At 46.2% G+C, this 18,412-nt stretch carries 13 protein-coding genes and 2 pseudogenes; all 15 read left to right on the plus strand.

Annotation, left to right across the window (positions count from 1 at the left end; all coding sequences use genetic code 11):
* The first annotated feature begins 1 nt into the window (after position 1).
* The 15 genes and pseudogenes from DXA13_RS03890 (at position 2) to DXA13_RS03960 (ending at position 18,346) form a co-directional block, all read left to right on the plus strand.
* Positions 2 to 1,761 (plus strand): annotated as a pseudogene (locus DXA13_RS03890) (ABC transporter ATP-binding protein).
* Positions 1,762 to 1,802: 41 nt separating this feature from the next.
* On the plus strand, positions 1,803 to 3,125 hold the full coding sequence (locus tag DXA13_RS03895) for a YARHG domain-containing protein (protein ID WP_243008959.1): 1,323 nt from the start codon (positions 1,803 to 1,805) through the stop codon (positions 3,123 to 3,125).
* 93 nt (positions 3,126 to 3,218) lie between these two features.
* Complete coding sequence (locus DXA13_RS03900) at positions 3,219 to 3,857, plus strand: GntR family transcriptional regulator (RefSeq protein WP_118242018.1); 639 nt, start codon at positions 3,219 to 3,221, stop codon at positions 3,855 to 3,857.
* Positions 3,858 to 4,023: 166 nt separating this feature from the next.
* Entirely contained in the window at positions 4,024 to 4,680 is a 657-nt protein-coding gene (locus DXA13_RS03905) for an RraA family protein (protein WP_118242019.1), read from the plus strand.
* Between the two features lie 16 nt (positions 4,681 to 4,696).
* Entirely contained in the window at positions 4,697 to 5,440 is a 744-nt protein-coding gene (locus tag DXA13_RS03910; protein ID WP_118242020.1) for a 4Fe-4S binding protein, read from the plus strand.
* Positions 5,441 to 6,100, plus strand: coding sequence for a hypothetical protein (locus DXA13_RS03915; protein ID WP_118242021.1), 660 nt, complete (start codon positions 5,441 to 5,443; stop codon positions 6,098 to 6,100).
* A gap of 21 nt (positions 6,101 to 6,121) precedes the next feature.
* Positions 6,122 to 7,150 (plus strand): tripartite tricarboxylate transporter substrate-binding protein, encoded by a 1,029-nt coding sequence (locus tag DXA13_RS03920; protein WP_118242022.1) that lies wholly within the window; start codon positions 6,122 to 6,124, stop codon positions 7,148 to 7,150.
* Positions 7,151 to 7,281: 131 nt separating this feature from the next.
* The gene (locus DXA13_RS03925) at positions 7,282 to 7,758 is read left to right on the plus strand and encodes a tripartite tricarboxylate transporter TctB family protein (protein ID WP_118242023.1); all 477 of its coding nucleotides are present in this window, start codon (positions 7,282 to 7,284) and stop codon (positions 7,756 to 7,758) included.
* A 28-nt stretch (positions 7,759 to 7,786) separates the two neighbouring features.
* A complete protein-coding gene (locus tag DXA13_RS03930) occupies positions 7,787 to 9,319 on the plus strand; it encodes a tripartite tricarboxylate transporter permease (RefSeq protein ID WP_118242024.1) in 1,533 nt (510 codons plus the stop codon).
* Positions 9,320 to 9,374: 55 nt separating this feature from the next.
* The gene (locus DXA13_RS03935; protein ID WP_181995517.1) at positions 9,375 to 10,421 is read left to right on the plus strand and encodes a beta-propeller fold lactonase family protein; all 1,047 of its coding nucleotides are present in this window, start codon (positions 9,375 to 9,377) and stop codon (positions 10,419 to 10,421) included.
* A gap of 5 nt (positions 10,422 to 10,426) precedes the next feature.
* The gene (locus tag DXA13_RS03940; protein ID WP_181995518.1) at positions 10,427 to 11,596 is read left to right on the plus strand and encodes a lactonase family protein; all 1,170 of its coding nucleotides are present in this window, start codon (positions 10,427 to 10,429) and stop codon (positions 11,594 to 11,596) included.
* 389 nt (positions 11,597 to 11,985) lie between these two features.
* The gene (gene pheS / locus DXA13_RS03945) at positions 11,986 to 13,005 is read left to right on the plus strand and encodes a phenylalanine--tRNA ligase subunit alpha (RefSeq protein WP_118242027.1); all 1,020 of its coding nucleotides are present in this window, start codon (positions 11,986 to 11,988) and stop codon (positions 13,003 to 13,005) included.
* 156 nt (positions 13,006 to 13,161) lie between these two features.
* Positions 13,162 to 15,580 (plus strand): annotated as a pseudogene (gene pheT, locus DXA13_RS03950) (phenylalanine--tRNA ligase subunit beta).
* 431 nt (positions 15,581 to 16,011) lie between these two features.
* Positions 16,012 to 16,836 (plus strand): fructose-6-phosphate aldolase, encoded by an 825-nt coding sequence (locus tag DXA13_RS03955; protein ID WP_347559686.1) that lies wholly within the window; start codon positions 16,012 to 16,014, stop codon positions 16,834 to 16,836.
* Complete coding sequence (locus tag DXA13_RS03960; protein ID WP_347559687.1) at positions 16,823 to 18,346, plus strand: D-alanyl-D-alanine carboxypeptidase family protein; 1,524 nt, start codon at positions 16,823 to 16,825, stop codon at positions 18,344 to 18,346. Before DXA13_RS03955 ends, DXA13_RS03960 begins: the two co-directional genes overlap by 14 nt.
* Positions 18,347 to 18,412 lie beyond the last annotated feature (66 nt).

Raw genomic sequence — 18,412 nt, forward strand, 5'->3', positions numbered from 1 at the left:
GATGAAAAGAGTAAAAATAGATGATAAGCAGAAAACAACCTTAAAGCGCATCCTTTCTTATATCAGTCAATATAAAATATGGGTGATCTTTTCACTGATCCTGGCAATGGTTACGGTAGCGACCACGCTTTATGCGCCGATTCTCGTCGGACAGGGAATCGACCTGATTGTCGGACAGGGAAATGTGGATTTTGCAGGACTGCTTGTAATACTGAAGAAGATTGCAGTTATCATCTGCATCACCGGAATCTCCCAGTGGATTATGAACCATATCAACAATAAGATCACTTACCGCGTCGTAATGGACATCCGAACGAAGGCATTCAACCACCTGGAAGTGCTGCCGTTAAAATATGTGGATTCCCATCAGCATGGAGATATTCTGAGCAGAATCATCGCTGATATCGACCAGTTTTCCGAAGGCCTTCTGATGGGCTTTACCCAGCTGTTTACAGGCGTTATGACCATACTGGGAACGCTGGGCTTCATGCTTTCCGTCAATCCGTTTATCACTGCCGTCGTCGTCGTCCTCACGCCGGTTTCTCTCCTCGTGGCCAGTTTTATTGCCAAGAGGACATTTACCATGTTCCGCCTTCAGTCGCAGACAAGAGGGGAACTGACGGCTCTCGTGGACGAGATGCTGGGAACCAGAAGGTGGTGCAGGCGTTCGGCCATGAAGGAAAAGCCCAGGAACGGTTTGAAGAGATCAATGCCAGGCTTCAGAAATACAGCCTGCGGGCTATTTTCTTTTCGTCCATAACCAATCCGGCCACCCGTTTTGTAAACGGGCTTGTGTATGCCAGCGTAGGCGTAGCCGGAGCTTTTGCGGCGGTGAGAGGACTGATTACCGTCGGGCAGCTTTCGGCGTTTTTGAGCTACGCCAACCAGTATACAAAGCCATTTAATGAAATTTCCGGAGTCGTTACGGAGCTGCAGAACGCACTTGCCTCCGCAGCCCGTGTCTTTGAACTGATTGATGAGGAAACGATTCTGAAGGAAGAGCCGGATGCAAAAGAACTGGAAAATATAAAAGGGCAGGTAGAACTGAACGATGTCTGCTTTTCCTACAATCCGGATGTAAAGCTGATCGAACATCTGAATCTCTCTGTTAAACCGGGACAGAGAATTGCGATCGTCGGTCCGACCGGCTGCGGAAAGAGCACGGTAATCAACCTCCTCATGCGGTTCTATGACGTGGACAGGGGAAGTATTTTTGTGGATGGTGTGGATGTGCGCAGCATGACAAGAAAGAGCCTTAGGACGAATTACGGCATGGTTCTTCAGGAAACATGGCTGAAATCCGGCACGATCAGGGAAAATATCGCCTATGGACGCCCGGAGGCTTCCGAAGAAGAGATCATTGCAGCCGCAAAGCAGTCCCATGCCCACAGTTTCATTAAACGTATGCCTCAGGGATATGATACCATGATTTCAGAGGACGGCGGGAATCTGTCCCAGGGACAGAAGCAGCTGCTGTGTATTACCCGTGTCATGCTGTGCCTTCCGCCTATGCTGATTCTGGATGAAGCTACATCATCTATCGATACGATGACAGAAGTCAGGATCCAGAAGGCATTCGCCAAGATGATGGAAGGACGTACCAGCTTTATCGTTGCACACCGGCTTTCTACCATAAAAGAGGCGGACCTGATTCTCGTAATGAAGGACGGCCGGATTATCGAGCAGGGAAATCACGAGGAACTTCTGGAGAAGAAGGGATTCTATGCAGACCTGTACAACAGCCAGTTTGCGGTTGTATAGTGGGGACGAAGGTCCAGTATATGAAAAAGGGGAAAAAGGGTATGAAGATGAAGAATAAACTTATTACGATTTTGGCTGCAGCAGCAGTGGCAGGGATGATGGGGAGTTGTGGCACCAAAGCAAAAGAGGCGGACAGGGAGGCAGCTCAGGTAAGCGAGGAGCAGCCGACCGAGGAAGAGGACGGCAGCGAAGAGACAGAAGATGAAAGTGAATCAGTGAATACCACAGAGACAGAGCAGCCGTCTGCCGGACCGGAAGAGACGGAAAGTGAAGGCGGAGTCTACGATAAATTTATAAGCGATCAACTGATCCCCCGCCTTAGTACGGCCGACAACCGCACCTTTCAGTATGGCTTTGAAGCCAATTACTATGACAGCAGCTACTGGTATGCCGCTCCCATGACTGCACAGCTGTCTGACGGCATTATCAGCACATGCCAGAGGGATCTGGATGGAGACGGGAATGCAGAGCTCCTCGTGATTTATCTGGAGGGAAGCCTGGGAACCGGCAATGGAAAAAACAACATCTGTCTGGATGTGTACAGCAACATGGGCCAGAAAAAGATCATGAGAACAGGAAGCATTTCTTTCGCAGACTGTTTTTCAGGATATAACGGGGAAAACTATATGGTCGGCCTGAAAACCATAGGGAATCAGGCTCTTATTTATATGGCCGGAGGAGGCCACGTATGGACCTGGGCAGACGGCACATCGCCGCAGATCAGGCTTTATCAGTATAACGGTGGCTTAACGGAAATTTATAACGTTAGTACGGAAGGCTCTGACGATTCATGGATGGAAGGATGGCAGAGAGACTTGCGTTCCTTTGGATTCGACATCGTAGACAATCAGTGGGGGTATTGGGATGAATACTATCTGACAGGAGAAACGAATTTTGAAATGCTTCTGTTTGGGGAGTGCAGCACAGTGGTAAATGAAGATGAAATGTACGGGTCGTCTGATCCGAACGGAGCACAGAAGTATCTGCTGGAACGCGGCGTGATCCGGGGAAGTCTGGTCGGACAGAGCGGCGGTACTGCGAGCAGTGCTTCCGGTACAACGGAGGCTTTCGGAAGCGGGAACAGCGGAGCTGCCGCCGCATCTTCTGGAGACTACATTCTTCCTCAGAGCAGCAGTACGTATCTGACGCCGGCCGACCTTTCCGGATTGACAAGAGAACAGATCTCTCTGGCAAGGAACGAAATCTATGCAAGGCATGGAAGAAAATTTCAGAAGCAGGAGCTTCAGGATTACTTTAACAGCAAGCCATGGTATATGGGGACAATCGAACCGGGCAATTTCAGCGAAGATATGCTGAATGAGTTTGAAAGGGCGAATGTGAAGCTGATTAAGGGGATGGAATAGAGGCTGAAGAAAAAATTATTTGACACGAAATAAGATTGTATGATATAATAAAACCTGTATACAAGCGGTATATCGGAAAGCAGAGGGAAGGCCTTGAAAGAGAGCAAAGCTGACATTGCATATGGAAAAATTAAAGAAGAATTATTGTCTTATGAAGGGGAAGGACAGGATATGCTGTCTGAAAGCTATTTTGTACAAAAGCTGAATATCAGCCGGACTCCCATACGCGCCGCTTTACAGAGGCTGCAGAAGGAAAAGCTGATTCGTATCGTACCGAATCAGGGAATAGTGATACAGACACCAACATTGCAGGAGACATTTCAGCTGTATGAGCATAGAATGGTAGTAGAACGCTATCTGGTGCAGAAGTCTTTCCGTATATCAGAAAAAGAAGACTTTTCGAAGGCAGAAGATATTTTGAACAGACAGAGGCGGGCAGTTGAAGCAGGGGATGTTATTAATTACTTAAATCTGGACCCGGACTTTCACAGTGCGCTGCATATGAATTATAATAACCAGTTCATGGAGGATACACTGCAGTCATTTCGAGACAGAACATGTTTCATTCGTTACCGGTCTGCATGCGCGCCTTTTCGAATGAAACAGGTAGTATCTGAGCATCAGGAAATATTGGAGTTACTGAAAAAGAGAAATATCGATGGAGCGGTGGAGCTTCTGGATCGTCATAATACCCATGTGATCAGAAGTATGACAGATCAGCTATATATTTAAAATATATTACGGATTTATGTAATCGTAGAGGAAGTTATGGTTTGTATAAATCCGTTTTTATTTACTCCAACTTGTATACAGGTTGAGTATCGGAAGTATACTGAAAATGTAAAATAATGGAAGGGGGATTTGAGGTAATCAGAGTTAAAATGGAGGGGATGAAGAGATGATGGATGAATATGTAAAACAGTTAAGCAGGCTGGAGACAGGAGTCATTACAGATTCCATGAGACTTCTTGGGATTGACGGATGGATGGAAAGCATGCATCCAGTGAACCAGGAATCGCGAATTTGCGGGCGGGCATTCACAATGGCTTATACGCTGGAAACGGATGCTGGAGAAGCACAGAGTTACAGCTATTACCAGTTGCTGGATGAGATTACACCAGGTGATGTAATCGTATTGGCTGCCAATAATTGTCCTTATGCTATTTTTGGGGAAAACATGCAGCATGCCAGCAGACAGATGGGGAGCGCAGGGATCATTCTGGATGGAAAGAACAGGGACACGACGGTAATCAGAAATTATGGGCAGCCTGTATTTTCCCGTGGACAGGAAATACGGTTTATGCCAGGTAATTTTAAGATTACTGCCTATCAGACGCAGGTGAACTGTGCCGGTGTTGTTGTAAGGCCGGGGGATTACATTACAGGAGACGCAGACGGGGTAATTGTGATACCAAAAGGAAGAATCAGAGATGTTCTTTATCAGGCGGAACGAATTGCAGTTCTGGAATTGTCCATGGAGGAAGCGATCAACAGTGGTAAGACAATGAAGGAATGTGCAGGAATCGTTGCCCAGAAAGGCGATAAGCGTATATAGTTTAAGGAGGAGAAGGATGAGAATTGACGAAAAAAAATGTATTGGATGCGGAATCTGTATTCCTTACTGCCCTGTAACGGCAATTTCTATTCAGAACAGAGTAGCGGTGATTGATCAGGACCAGTGTCTGGAATGTGGAAACTGTATTCGAGAACGTGTTGTAAAGTGCCCTGGTCATGCGATCTATGAACCAGAGGAAAACCGCAATAGTGTGAGAAGATACCGTCGTTTTTTCAGTGATCCGTCGGTCAGTACGCCTACCGGAATTGCGGGCAGGGGAACAGAAGAGGTAAAGACAAACGACGTTACAGGAAGGGTCTGCAGGGGTGAGCTGGGAATCGCTGTAGAAATGGGCAGACCGTGCTTAGGAACAAAATTGTCTGAATTAGAGAAAGTTTTTGCTCCGCTGGCTCAGATGGGAGTACATTTTGAAGAGTGCAATCCGACCACCCAGATTCTGGAAGATCAAAAATCAGGGAAAGTAAGAGAGGACCTGAGGGAAGAAAAAGTTGTGTCGGCAATAATCGAAACGAAAATACCGATTGAACAGGCGGAAGAGGTGCTGAAAAAAATTAAAGAAATCGCAGGGGAGATTGATACTGTATTTTCCCTGGACGTCATTTGCTGCTATGACGAAGATGGTACGCTTCCGATTTTGCCCGTATTGCAAAAGCTTGGGATGCCTCCCAGGATGAATGGAAAGGTAAATCTCGGAATGGGCCGTCCTTATAAGATTTGCAAAGAGAAAGGGGGAAATTAAATGTCGCACTCATTACACCGCAGAGGAAATCCGGAAGATTTGAGACAAGATTATATTATACTCGTTACTTCGGCAAAGGGAATCAACAACGACGGAGCAATCCCATATGTTGCCGATATTCTGGACATGCTGTGGAACTTGGGACCCAGTAACATCGGTTCTAATGAGACGGGAACGATTTTGTCAGGAGTGACAAAAGAGCAGATCAGGGAGAACCTGACATCTATTCCCAGGATTCGGTGTAATTATTTCAGCAAGGAAAAGGTCTGGCAGGCAGTAAAGGAACTGCAGAAAAAGGACTACGGCCTGTCTGTTGTACTGCAGGGGACAATAGAGGATATTGAAAAGGAGTGCAGAGAAATAGGGATTAAACCGCATTCCGTAAACTTGTCAATTGACATATGGGGGAAAAGAGAAAAGCTTCCGAGCGAAGAGGTTCTGGAGTTCGTTACGATGTGCGGACATGGCCTGATCAGTGCAAGTCTTGTGGAATATGTGATAAATCGTGTAAAAGATGGAAGAATGACACCGGAGCAGGGGGTAGTGAAAATGGGAGAACCATGTGTATGCGGATTTTTCAATCCCGAGCGCGCATTGAAACTACTGAAGAATATGGTTCCTGACAATGATAATAAAAGGCACTCAATGGACGAGGAATAATCCGAAAGGGGAGGAAGAAAAATGAAGAGACGAATTTTAACGGCAGTAATGATAGGAATGATCGTAGGGACTCTGGCAGGCTGCAGCGGGCAGAGTAACGAGACAACGAAAGAAAGAGATATGACAGAGCAAACAAAGCAAACAGAACAGGCGACAGATAGCAGCAGTGAAGCTGTACTGACAGGGGCTGCTGGTGAAAAAAGCGAAGGGAACGCTGGATTGGGAACATTAGACTGTCCAGAAGGGTATCCTGGTGGTGATTTTCAGATTTTCATTAAGGCGTCTGCAGGGAGCGCGAATGACAGGACCATGAGGGCATATGCAGCAGAGCTGGAAAAAATACTGGGAGTGACGATTACACCGAATACAAACAGCGTGCCGCAGCCGATTATCTATGCCGATTTGACATCAGAGGCAAGTAATGGACGAGCTTACTGCAATATTCTCATCCCCAACGCAATGAACTATTATTCCGAATCGAAAGCGGCGGGATGCATACCGCTGACTGACTATAAGCTGGTGTGTAATTTGCAGGCAGATGCCGTTACTGTTTCGGTTCGCACAGATGACGAACGTTTTAAGGACGTAAGAGATCTGAAGCAATTGTTTGAATGGTTCCAGGATCATCCGGATCAGGAGATTCTGATGGGGGTAAACTCTGTCGGCGGAGATGGTGAAATCGCGCTTTATCGTTTGATACGGTATTACGAAAAACAGGGTGTGAACCTGGATCAGCTGGTGGTAGTGAATACTCAGGGACAGCAGGATACGAATGCTTCTTTCCTGGGGAAGAATACAGATATTCTTTTCTGTACAGTCGGAGGCATACAGACGCTATACAAGGATAAGGAAGTAAGAGTGCTGGGAGTTCTTTCGGAAGAACGTTCTGAATTTCTTCCGGATGTGCCGTCCTCTAAAGAACTGGGAATTGAGGTGGAAAGCGCTCTGTGTGTAGGAATCGGTATGCATCCGGACACGGACGACGATATCGTAGATACCTGTCCCAGTGCTTTGGGCAGATTGCAGCAGATCAAGAGTTTCAGAATATGATGAAAGACAACTCACTGGATATAACGTATATGGCCAGAAATGAATATGAGGAATTTATGGCGGAACAGCAAAAGGAAATCGAGGAAATTTATCAATGGGTAAAGACGAGATAGCCGAAAGGGGAAAGGTTTATGAGAAAACTAAAAATTGTTATTCATCAGGATGTCATTACAGCCGTTTTCTTATTAGCAGCCGGTCTTTATTTTTTTACAAAAGGAATTATGTATGAGGGTGTGACGAAAGTATTCCCAATAATGACATCGGCATTCGTTTTTATTTTTTCGCTGTGGAATATGCGGGAAGCTTTAAAAAAGACAAAAGCATTAAAGGAAGCTTTGAAACAGGGGGATGAACAGGAACTCGTGATCAGCTTATCCAGGCTGAAGGGACCGCTCATCGGCTTTGCTTTCATTCTGATTTACGGAATCTGCATACCTTTGGTGGGATTTTTTACGGCTACAGGGATTTTCCTGATTGCTCTGATGCGATTCCTGAATTACAAAAAATGGGCCGTGATATTGTCCGTTACAGTTGGGACGGAGCTTTTTGTCTATTTTCTCTTTGTAAAGGAACTGATGGTACGTATTCCTCACGGATGTTTTTACTGAAGCTTGAGAGAAGAAGGGAGGGGAGAAAATGTTATCGCTGGGGCAAATGTATTCATATATACTGGAGACATTTCCGGTATTTCTACATGAATTGATGTCGGTACAAATGATGACAGCACTTCTTCTTGGGATGGTAGGCGGGATGATTATAGGTGCACTTCCCGGGCTCAATTCTCTGATGGGTATATCAGTTATGATCCCATTTACATATGCAATGTCGCCTGTACCGGCGATGACCATGCTTATGGCAATCTATACGGCGGCAATCGCCGGAGGATCGCTGACGGCTATTATGATCCATACGCCCGGAACCCCGGCAAATATGGCAACGATTATCGGGGGTCATCAAATGGCTCAAAGGGGAGAGGCTCTGAAGGCGATGAATGTGTCATTATTTTCCTCTATGATGGGAAGTGTGTTTAGCGGGCTGGCATTGTTGTTTATATCGCCTCTGCTCGCAAGGATTGGACTTTTATTTGATTCACCTGAATATTTTATGATCGCGCTGTTTGGAATTGGCATCATTGCCAGTATGACGGAAGGCATGATGATAAAAGGATTTGCAGCAGGATTTTTTGGCATGATGCTCAGTACCATTGGTATGGCGCCGCTGTCAGGTACAGACAGATTTACATTCGGCAGTATTTATCTGATGGACGGACTGAAAACTACGGTTGTAGTATTAGGTGTATTCTCTATTTCCCAAGTTTTGATGCTGATGGAACATATGGGACCGAGAGAACAGGAAAAAGAGAAGCTGGCGGCCCAGATTACGGGAGAAAAATTCCTTTCAGGGAAAGAGATTATGTGTATTCTTCCTACAATCCTCAGGAGCAGCATGTTGGGAATCGCATGCGGAATTCTGCCGGGAGCTGGCGGAGATATCGGAGGCTTTTTAGGCTATAACTCAGCGAGACGCCATGCAAAAGATAAGGAAGTATTTGATAAAGGAAACCTGGAAAGCGTAGCAGGGCCGGAAGCGGCAAATAATGCGGTGACTGGCGGAGCCATGATTCCTCTTATGACATTGGGAATACCAGGAAGTTCAGCAGCAGCCCTGTTGCTGGGAGGTTTGATGATCCATGGGCTGCAGCCGGGGATGGCCCTTTTTACCACACAGGCAGAGACTGTTTATCCGATCATATTTGGATTTATTTTATCGGGTATCCTTCTTCTTCCTGTTGGTATGATCCTGGCCAGATGTGTAACGATGATCGCTAAAATTCCGATTGCAGTGCTATGCCCTCTAATCACTGTTTTATCTATACTAGGCGCGTATTCGATTTCCAACCGCGTATTTGATATATATATCGTAGTTCTCTTTGGAATTATCGGTTATTTTATCAGAAAAGCAGGATATCCACTGTCCGGGTTTGTTCTGGGAATGCTTTTGGGCAATATGGCGGAAATGGGACTGACAAGAACAATCACCTTGTCCAGAGGCCATGTAATCAGCTATTTTTTACATCGGCCGATTTGCGTCGGACTCGGTTTGATCCTGCTGATGAGTATGGGATATCCGGCAGTTAAAACGTTTTTAGGCCGTAAATCCGGCCATTGATAAAGGGCGCAACTGCTGTGCTGTAAATGATAGTGATAATGAAAGGGGGAGCTTAGTGGGCAGTCAGATAGAGGAATGTTTCCTGATCGGCAGAGATGATGGTTTATACGAAATCAGCTTTCAACGGGGCAGAACAGAAACGATACAATGGATTCAGAAAATATCTGAAGCACGGCCGGATTGTATTACAGTATTGCGGGAAATGGGCAGCACTACAATTTGTTATGCTGCTTTTGGGAACAAGATACTGTCATTTAAACAGAAAGGATTCGAAGGGAGATGGGAAAAGACCGGGGAATCGGCTTCAGGGGGAGGAGAGGCGTCCTGTATTCTCGCTCTTTCAGACAAACACTGTCTGATAGCGGCAAATGGAAGAAGTGGTCTGATTACCGCCATTCATTTGAATCAGGATGGCAGTATAGGAAGCATTCAGGATCAGAAGCCACTTCCCGGTAGACATGGACCTGATAGAAGACGTCAACTGTGGTCTTATGCAGGAGGTTTGGCAGCTGATTTTGACGGAACAGGATTCTTTGTATGCAATCAGGGGAATGATATGATTACGATGGCAGAGATTGAAAAGAACGGAAAAATCATTTTCGGTTCCTCCATCTCCCTCAGGCCGGCGAGCTGTCCTTCTGAAATTATGACGGCAGAGGGGAAACATGTTGTTCTGGCTTTAAGTAACGGAATTGAAAGCATAACATGTTTTAAATATGGGGAGAAAAGCCTCATTCCATTTCAGATTGTTCAGCCGCTTCCACAGTACTATACGGGACTAAACGTTTCATGCCATCACATGCTGTGCGGAGAGCATTATGCGGTATGGCTTTGCGACGGACTGGATTGTGCAGCAGTATTTCAGGTGAATGACGGACTGCGGAATGGAAAATGGATACCTTTTTCTGTTGGAGCAGAGGGAGGGCTGAAGATAGCAGGGAAAAGGGCTATGTGCCGTGACGAAAGGGATAGAGACGCTTTTTGGATCGGGGGAGAAAAAGAAATCTGGAGGATTGAGGCAGGAACCGGTGATGCAGTGCGGTGGAGCAGTCCGGAATTCGAGGGTATTGTATGTCTGTTCCATATGGGAAAAGGGAGTTGAGGAAAATGAATGAATCTTTGGCAGGCCATGTATATACAGGAGCGAACACTACGAGTGAGAGGGGCGGAAAAGCAAAGGGGATCCGTGTGTTTGAGATCGATGACAAGACGGGGGAATGGACGCTGATCCAGGAGGAAGAAGCAGTAAATCCCGGATTTCTTGTCATAAACAGAAAGCAGACAAGGCTTTACTGCACACATGCAAATCACGATGAAATCAGTGCATATGCAGTGGATCAGGAGCGGGGGACATTAAAACTTATCAATAGGAGATATCTGGGCGGATGGAACGGTACCCATCTGACGCTGGAACCATCGGAGAAATATGTGCTGGTGGCAGCTGCAACCACTGGGCTTTTAGCAGTATTTCCTGTTGAGACAGACGGTTCCTTAGGACCGATGTGCGAAGCGGTAACGCCTCAGGGAGAACTGGGCCCTCTGACTGCTACGGAACAGCCGAACTCCATGCCTCATCAAGTTATATTTTCTCCAGATGGAAAATACGTATTCGCGCCCGACCGGGGAGAGGATATGGTGCATACGTTTTCGTTCGATCGCAGAACAGGAAAACTGCTTGCTCTTCACGCCATGCGCACGAGAGCGGCCAGAACGCCCAGACATCTGGCTTTTTCACCCAACGGCAGTTTTGCATATCTTCTGACCGAATTTTCAGCAGGGATTGTCAGCTGTCGGTTAAAGGAGGGGGTACTTGTTCCGTTTCAGATTATCGCCAATCTCCCTGAGGACTATGTGGGACTGTTTAATAAGGGAGCAGAAATCGCTGTTCATCCAAGCGGCCGGTTCCTTTATGCCAGCAATCGGGGGCACAACTCGATTGCTGTCTATTCAATTGATGAAAAGACGGGTTGGCTTACCAGTGTTGAATGGCATAATACATATGGAGAGATTCCACGCTTTTTTTGCATTGAGCCGGGAGGAAATTATCTATACGCTGCAAATGAAAAAAGTGGTACGGTAACTACCTTTCTGATTGACCAAAAGAGCGGAAAACTTCAATTTACCGGGCAGATCATAAAAACGCCTACTCCTACATGCCTGATTTTTACGAAACCAGTCTGTATGGTCAGGCAGCAGGAATCATTCCGAAAGGGAAACCTTAAACCGGTAACCAGCGACTACCGCGTATACTCTTATCCGACCGCAGATAATAGATGAATAATCTCAGATTTCACACTTGACAATTTCCATTTCGGTGGTTACAATGTAGCTTAGACCTTACAAAATAAAGAAATAAAGGCGCTGAAGGTGTTTAAGTAGCATGTTATCTTCTTGCAGAGAGGGAGGGCCACCGGCTGTAAGCTTTCCTAAGTTCAGATAAGATGATGAAATTCCCACTGGAGCCGCACAGCTGAACGATCATGATTTGTGATGGTAGTAGGCCGTGACGCAGGCTGCACGTTACGCAGAGATAAGTGCCTGTCCGTAAGGATGGGAATTAGGGTGGTACCGCGATTTTACCTCGTCCCTTCGAAAGAAGAGACGAGGTTTTTGTTTTTTTCGGAACTATTTATTTGTCAATTCAATATGAGATAAAGGAGAATATTATGAAAGAGCAGTTAGAAAAAATCAAAGCAGAAGCCATAAAGCAGATTGAAGCTTCTGAAGCACTGGAAAAGCTGAATGATATCCGCGTTGCTTATCTGGGCAAAAAAGGGCAGCTGACAAGTGTACTTAAGAGCATGAAAGACGTAGCTCCAGAAGAAAGGCCAAAGGTTGGCCAGATGGTCAATGAGGCCAGAGAACTGATCGAAGCGAAGCTGGAAGAAACGAAAAAAGCTCTTGCAAGAAAGGCCAGAGAAGAGCAGATGAAGAGAGAGGTCATCGACGTGACACTCCCTGCAAAGAAGAGCAATGTAGGCCACAGCCATCCGAATACGATTGCCCTTGAAGAAGTAGAAAAGATTTTCATTGGCATGGGATATGAGGTTGTGGAAGGTCCGGAAGTAGAATATGATTTATATAATTTCGAGAAGCTGAATATTCCGGCAAACCATCCGGCAAAGGATGAACAGGATACATTTTATGTGAATAAAGATATTGTGCTGAGAACCCAGACATCTCCGTGTCAGGTGCGTGAAATGGAAAAGGGCAAGCTGCCGATCCGTATGATTGCGCCAGGCCGTGTATTCCGTTCCGACGAAGTCGATGCGACTCATTCTCCATCCTTCCATCAGATCGAGGGCCTTGTAATCGATAAAGGAATTACATTTGCTGATTTAAAGGGAACTCTGGCAGAGTTTGCGAAAGAACTGTTCGGGCCGGAGACAAAGGTTAAATTCCGTCCGCACCATTTCCCATTTACCGAACCGAGTGCTGAAGTTGACGTAACCTGTTTCAAATGCGGTGGAAAAGGCTGCCGTTTCTGCAAGGGTTCCGGCTGGATTGAGATTTTAGGCTGCGGCATGGTACATCCGCACGTATTGGAAATGAGCGGCATTGATCCTGAAGAATATTCAGGTTTTGCTTTTGGCGTTGGTCTTGAGCGTATCGCGCTTCTGAAGTATGAAATTGACGATATGCGTCTGCTTTATGAAAACGACATCCGTTTCTTAAAGCAGTTCTGATAACAGGAAGTCCAATACCCCGCTAAAAGCTACGGGGAATATAATTTGAAAGTGCGGCAAGCTACGGAGATTTGACCATGTGGTCAGTCGCCGACGTCAAGTGAATTTGACCTTAGCCCGTTGCCTTCGCGAGAATAAAAGAAAAGGAGATTCATCATGAATACAGCATTATCATGGATTAAAGCTTATGTCCCGGACCTTGATCCTTCGGCTCAGGAATATACAGATGCTATGACGCTTTCAGGAACAAAGGTAGAGGGATTTGAATGTTTAGATAAGAATCTGGAAAAAATCGTTGTCGGTCAGATTAAGAAAATCGACCGGCATCCGGATGCAGATAAGCTGATTATCTGTCAGGTAGATATTGGTACAGAAATGATCCAGATCGTAACGGGAGCTCCAAATGTAAAAGAAGGAGACAAAGTTCCGGTTGTCCTGGACGGCGGAAAGGTAGCAGGCGGCCACGACGGCGGCCCGCTTCCGGAAGATGGGATAAAAATCAAAAAAGGAAAATTAAGAGGAATCGAGTCCTGCGGTATGATGTGTTCCATCGAAGAACTGGGCTCAGACAGAAATATGTATCCGGACGCACCGGAGAGCGGCATTTACATCCTTCCGGAGGATGCGGCAGTAGGCGCGGATGCAGTTGAAATTTTAGGCCTGCACGATGTCGTCTTCGAATATGAGATTACATCCAACCGCGTGGACTGCTACAGCGTTCTGGGGGTAGCCAGAGAGGCGGCAGCTACATTCAGAAAGGAATTCCATCCTCCTGTAATAAAGGAAACAGGCAATTCTGAGGATATTCACGACTATCTGGAAGTTTCTGTAGAGAATACGGAGCTTTGCCCGCGTTACTGCGCAAGAATGGTTAAGAATATAAAGCTGGCTCCTTCACCGGAATGGATGCAGAGAAGGCTGGCGGCCAGCGGAATCCGTCCCATCAACAATATCGTCGATATTACAACTACGTTATGGAAGAGTACGGCCAGCCAATGCACGCTTATGATTATGATTTAATTGCGGGCAAAAAGATCGTTGTTAAATGTGCACAAGATGGAGACACATTCCAGACGCTGGACGGCCAGATCAGAAATCTGGACAGAAATGTGCTGATGATCAACGATGGTGAGAAGGAAGTCGGCGTTGCAGGAATCATGGGCGGTGAGAATTCCAAGATTACGGATGATGTAAAGACTATGGTATTCGAGGCGGCCTGCTTTGACGGAACGAATATCCGCCTTTCTTCAAAGAGAATCGGCCTCGTACGGATGCATCAGGAAAATTCGAAAAGGGACTGGACCCGAACAACGCAAAAGAGGCGATCGACAGGGCATGCCAGCTGATTGAGGAGCTGGGAGCAGGCGAAGTCGTAGGAGGAATTATCGATGTTTACCCTGTCAGGAGAGATAAGGTGCGCGTTCCATTTGATGCGGACAAGATCAATAAACTGCTGGGAACGGATATTCCGGAAGAAGAAATGATCCGCTATTTCGAAAAGGTTGACTTAAAATATGACGCGTCGTCTAAGGAAGTGATCGCACCTACCTTTCGCCAGGATCTTTACCGAATGGCCGATCTGGCAGAGGAAGTGGCAAGATTCTATGGTTATGACAATATTCCGACAACGCTGCCATCCGGAGAAGCAACGACAGGTAAGGTTTCCGAAAAACTCAGGGTGGAAGATATGGCAAGGGAAATCGCAGAATTCTGTGGATTTTCAGAAAGTATGACGTATTCCTTCGAAAGCCCTAAGGCCTTTGACAAGCTGCTGATCCCTGCCGATGACAAGCTCCGTCAGACAGTGACAATCACAAATCCTCTTGGGGAAGATTTCAGCGTGATGAGAACCCTTCCGTTAAATGGTATGCTCACCTCACTGGGAACAAACTACAACAGAAGAAATAAGGATGTGCGCCTCTATGAACTGGCCAATATCTATCTTCCGAAGTCTCTTCCCCTGACAGAGCTTCCGGACGAGCGCATGCAATTTACGCTGGGAATGTATGGCTCGGGAGATTTCTTTACGATGAAGGGTGTGATCGAGGAGTTCTTCGATAAGATCGGTATGAAAAAGAAACCTCATTATAATCCGGACTGTGCTCATCCGTTCCTTCATCCGGGAAGAAAGGCAGATATCGTTTATGACGGAACAACGGTAGGGTATCTGGGAGAGGTTCATCCGGACGTGGCAGACAATTACAAGATCGGCGAAAAAGCATACGTGGCAGTTCTGGATATGCCAAGTGTAGGCAAATTCGTTACTTTCGACAGAAAATATATGGGACTTGCAAAATATCCTGCAGTTACCCGTGATTTGAGCATGGTTGTGCCGAAGGAAATCATGGTAGGCCAGATCGAGGATGTAATCGCTCAGAGAGGCGGAAAGATTCTGGAAGGCTATGAGCTCTTTGACATTTACGAAGGCGCTCAGATCCTGGCAGGTCATAAATCCGTCGCATATTCGATTACATTCCGTGCAAACGATCATACGCTGGAAGATAAAGAAGTAAATGCAGTGATGGAGAAAATCCTTCACGGCCTCAGAGAATTAGGAATTGAACTGAGAGCATAAAGTGAGGCCAGACTAGGAACAGACTTAAAACAGACTCCGTTCCGAGGCAGTGGCATGTCACTTCATCTGTTCTTGATCTTATGGCGTGGTTTCCGCCAGGAGTGGCGGAAGCTGTTCCGGCTCTGGTGCTGCGGGCTGCATGGGGAAGAGGCAGAGAATGGCGGTAAAACTATATTTATATGATTAAAAGCGCAGATGGGTTGCAAAGGGAAAATCATCTTTTTTGCAGCCTTTTCTGTTGTGTTTACCGGAAAAAGGATACTGTTTACAGCAGAGAATCAGCCTGTAAAGGTAGAAAAATAAAAAGACATATGGTATAATGACCGCAAAGCGGACATTATACCTGCGCATGCCTGTTTCTGCGCATGCCGCAGAAAGCAGGGCGCAAAAATCAGCCGAAGGCAGCGTATCCGCGTAGCGGATATGGTATAATGACCGCAAAGCGGACATTATACCTGCGCATACCTGTTTCTGCGTATGCCGCAGAAAGCAGGGCGCAAGAATCAGCCGAAGGCAGTCTGTCGGGAAGCTGGTCATTTGCCATATTGACAGGAACGAAGGAGGAGAAAGAAGATATGGAGTATCTGTTTGATACGGCCAATATTGAAGAAATCAGAAAATATGGGGTAATTTATCCTTTTACAGGGGTTACAAGCAATCCATCAATTTTAAAAAAAGAAGGAAGGATCGATTTTTTCAGTCATTTCAGGGAAATCAGAAGTGTGATTGGAAAGGAACGTTCCCTTCATATACAGGTTACGGCACTTGAAGCAGAAGACATAGCGAAAGAGGCAGAGGCAATTCTTCAGAATGTGGATGAACATGTGTTTATAAAAATTCCTGTTACGGAAGAGGGATTAAAAGTTATGAGATATCTGAAGAGTAAGGGGGCGGGGATAACGGCTACGGCTGTCTATACGAAGGCTCAGGGGTATCTCGCAATGGAAGCGGGAGCTGATTACATAGCCCCGTATTTCAACAGAATGGAAAATATGGACATAGACGCTGCGGAAACTATCGGCTGTTTTGCAGAGATGATTGAACGATGGGGATATCAAACGAAAATACTGGCCGCCAGTTTTAAAAATATGGCTCAGGTAAATGCAGCATTCTGTGCAGGAGCGCATACAGCGACGGTGCAGCCCCAGCTTCTCCATGATGCCATGAATATGGCAGCGATTGGAAAGGCGGTAGATGATTTCAGAAAGGACTGGAAGGATATTTTCGGTGATGTGAAGATTCATGAGATGGTTTAACAGAGATACGGACAGAAAAAGAAGCAAGCAGAGACGCTTGATACAGTGGTTTCTGGTAATTCTCATGGTGCTGAACACAGTATTTCCAGCATATGCGAAGCCGGAATGGCCCAGCGATACAGGGGTTCAGTCAGAGGCAGGCATCGTAATGGACATGGATTCCGGAGCAGTTCTTTTTGCGCAGAATATCCATGAGCAGAAAGCGCCGGCCAGCATTACGAAGCTGCTGACAGCTCTCGTAGTTGTAGAGCGGGCCAATCTTGATGATATGGTCACGTTTTCCAACGATGCAGTCTACAATGTGGAAGGCGGGAGCGGAAATAAATTGAATATCGAAGAAGGAGACAAGCTGACAGTCAGAGATTGTCTCTACCTTATGCTTCTTCAGTCTTCCAATCAGGCGGCCAATGCTCTGGCAGAGCATGTAGCCGGCAGCAGAGACGCCTTTGTAGAGCTGATGAATCAAAAACTGCAGGAACTGGGCTGTACGGAAAGTCATTTTGCAAATCCTTCCGGCCTGAATGATGATACACAGCTTACGACGGCTTATGATATGGCTCTGATCGGAGCGGCAGCTTTTGCAAATCCGGTTCTCCTGGAAATTGATTCTACGAAAAAGTACAGCATTCCGGCTACGATCAACAATCCAAACGGAAGAACGTTTGAAATGGAACACAAGCTTGTGGTCACAGAGGATACTTCTAGTGAAAATTATTATCCGGCTGCTGTGGCAGGAAAGACAGGATATACGTCGATTGCAGGTCAGACACTTGTTACGTATGCCAAGCAGGACGACAGACGACTGATTGCCGTAACGCTTAAAAGTACACAGAAGACGCATTATTCGGATACAAAAACACTTCTTGACTTCGGTTTCCGACGATTCCAGAATGTGAACATTTCAGAAAATGAAACATCCTATGTGACGGGAGAAGAAGCTCTTTCAGCAGAAGGAGAATCATTTCAGCCGTCAGAGCTTTATATTGACAAAAGTGCTGTGATCAGCCTGCCGAAAGAAGCTTCATTCTCCGATGCGGAAAAAACTCTGGTCACAGAACTTCCGGATAATCATCCGGAACAGGCAGTAGCCAGAATCGATTACACATACAATGAGAGGAAAATCGGAAGCGCATGGATTTATACGACCCGTGAAATGAGCGCCGAAGCGGCGAATCAGGGCGATGGTGACGGGCAGGAGTCAAAAGGACAGGATGATGGTCAGACTCCGTCGGCAGAGGGCGAAGACGGAAAGAATCCAAATACAGCGAACCGTCCGGCAGTTCCGATGAGCGTGATGATTATTGGCGGAATCGTAGTTTTATGCGCCGTACTTGCAGCAGGAGGCTTCTTCTGGTACAGAAAGAAACAGGAACAAGAACGGGAACGACAGAGAATTCGCAGAGAAAAGAGAAGAAGGCGTCTGGAAGAAATGGGCTGCTCTCAGGAAGAATTTGAACGTATGATGAATGAACGCAAGAGCCAAAAGAGCGGAAATCCTTCTGACGAATAGAAATCAGGAAAATGGCTATCCTTATATTCATAGAATGTAACTGTTTCGAGCAGTTGCCATAGAATG

This window comes from Clostridium sp. AM58-1XD (assembly GCF_003464085.1).
Lineage (GTDB): Bacteria > Bacillota > Clostridia > Lachnospirales > Lachnospiraceae > Lachnoclostridium_A.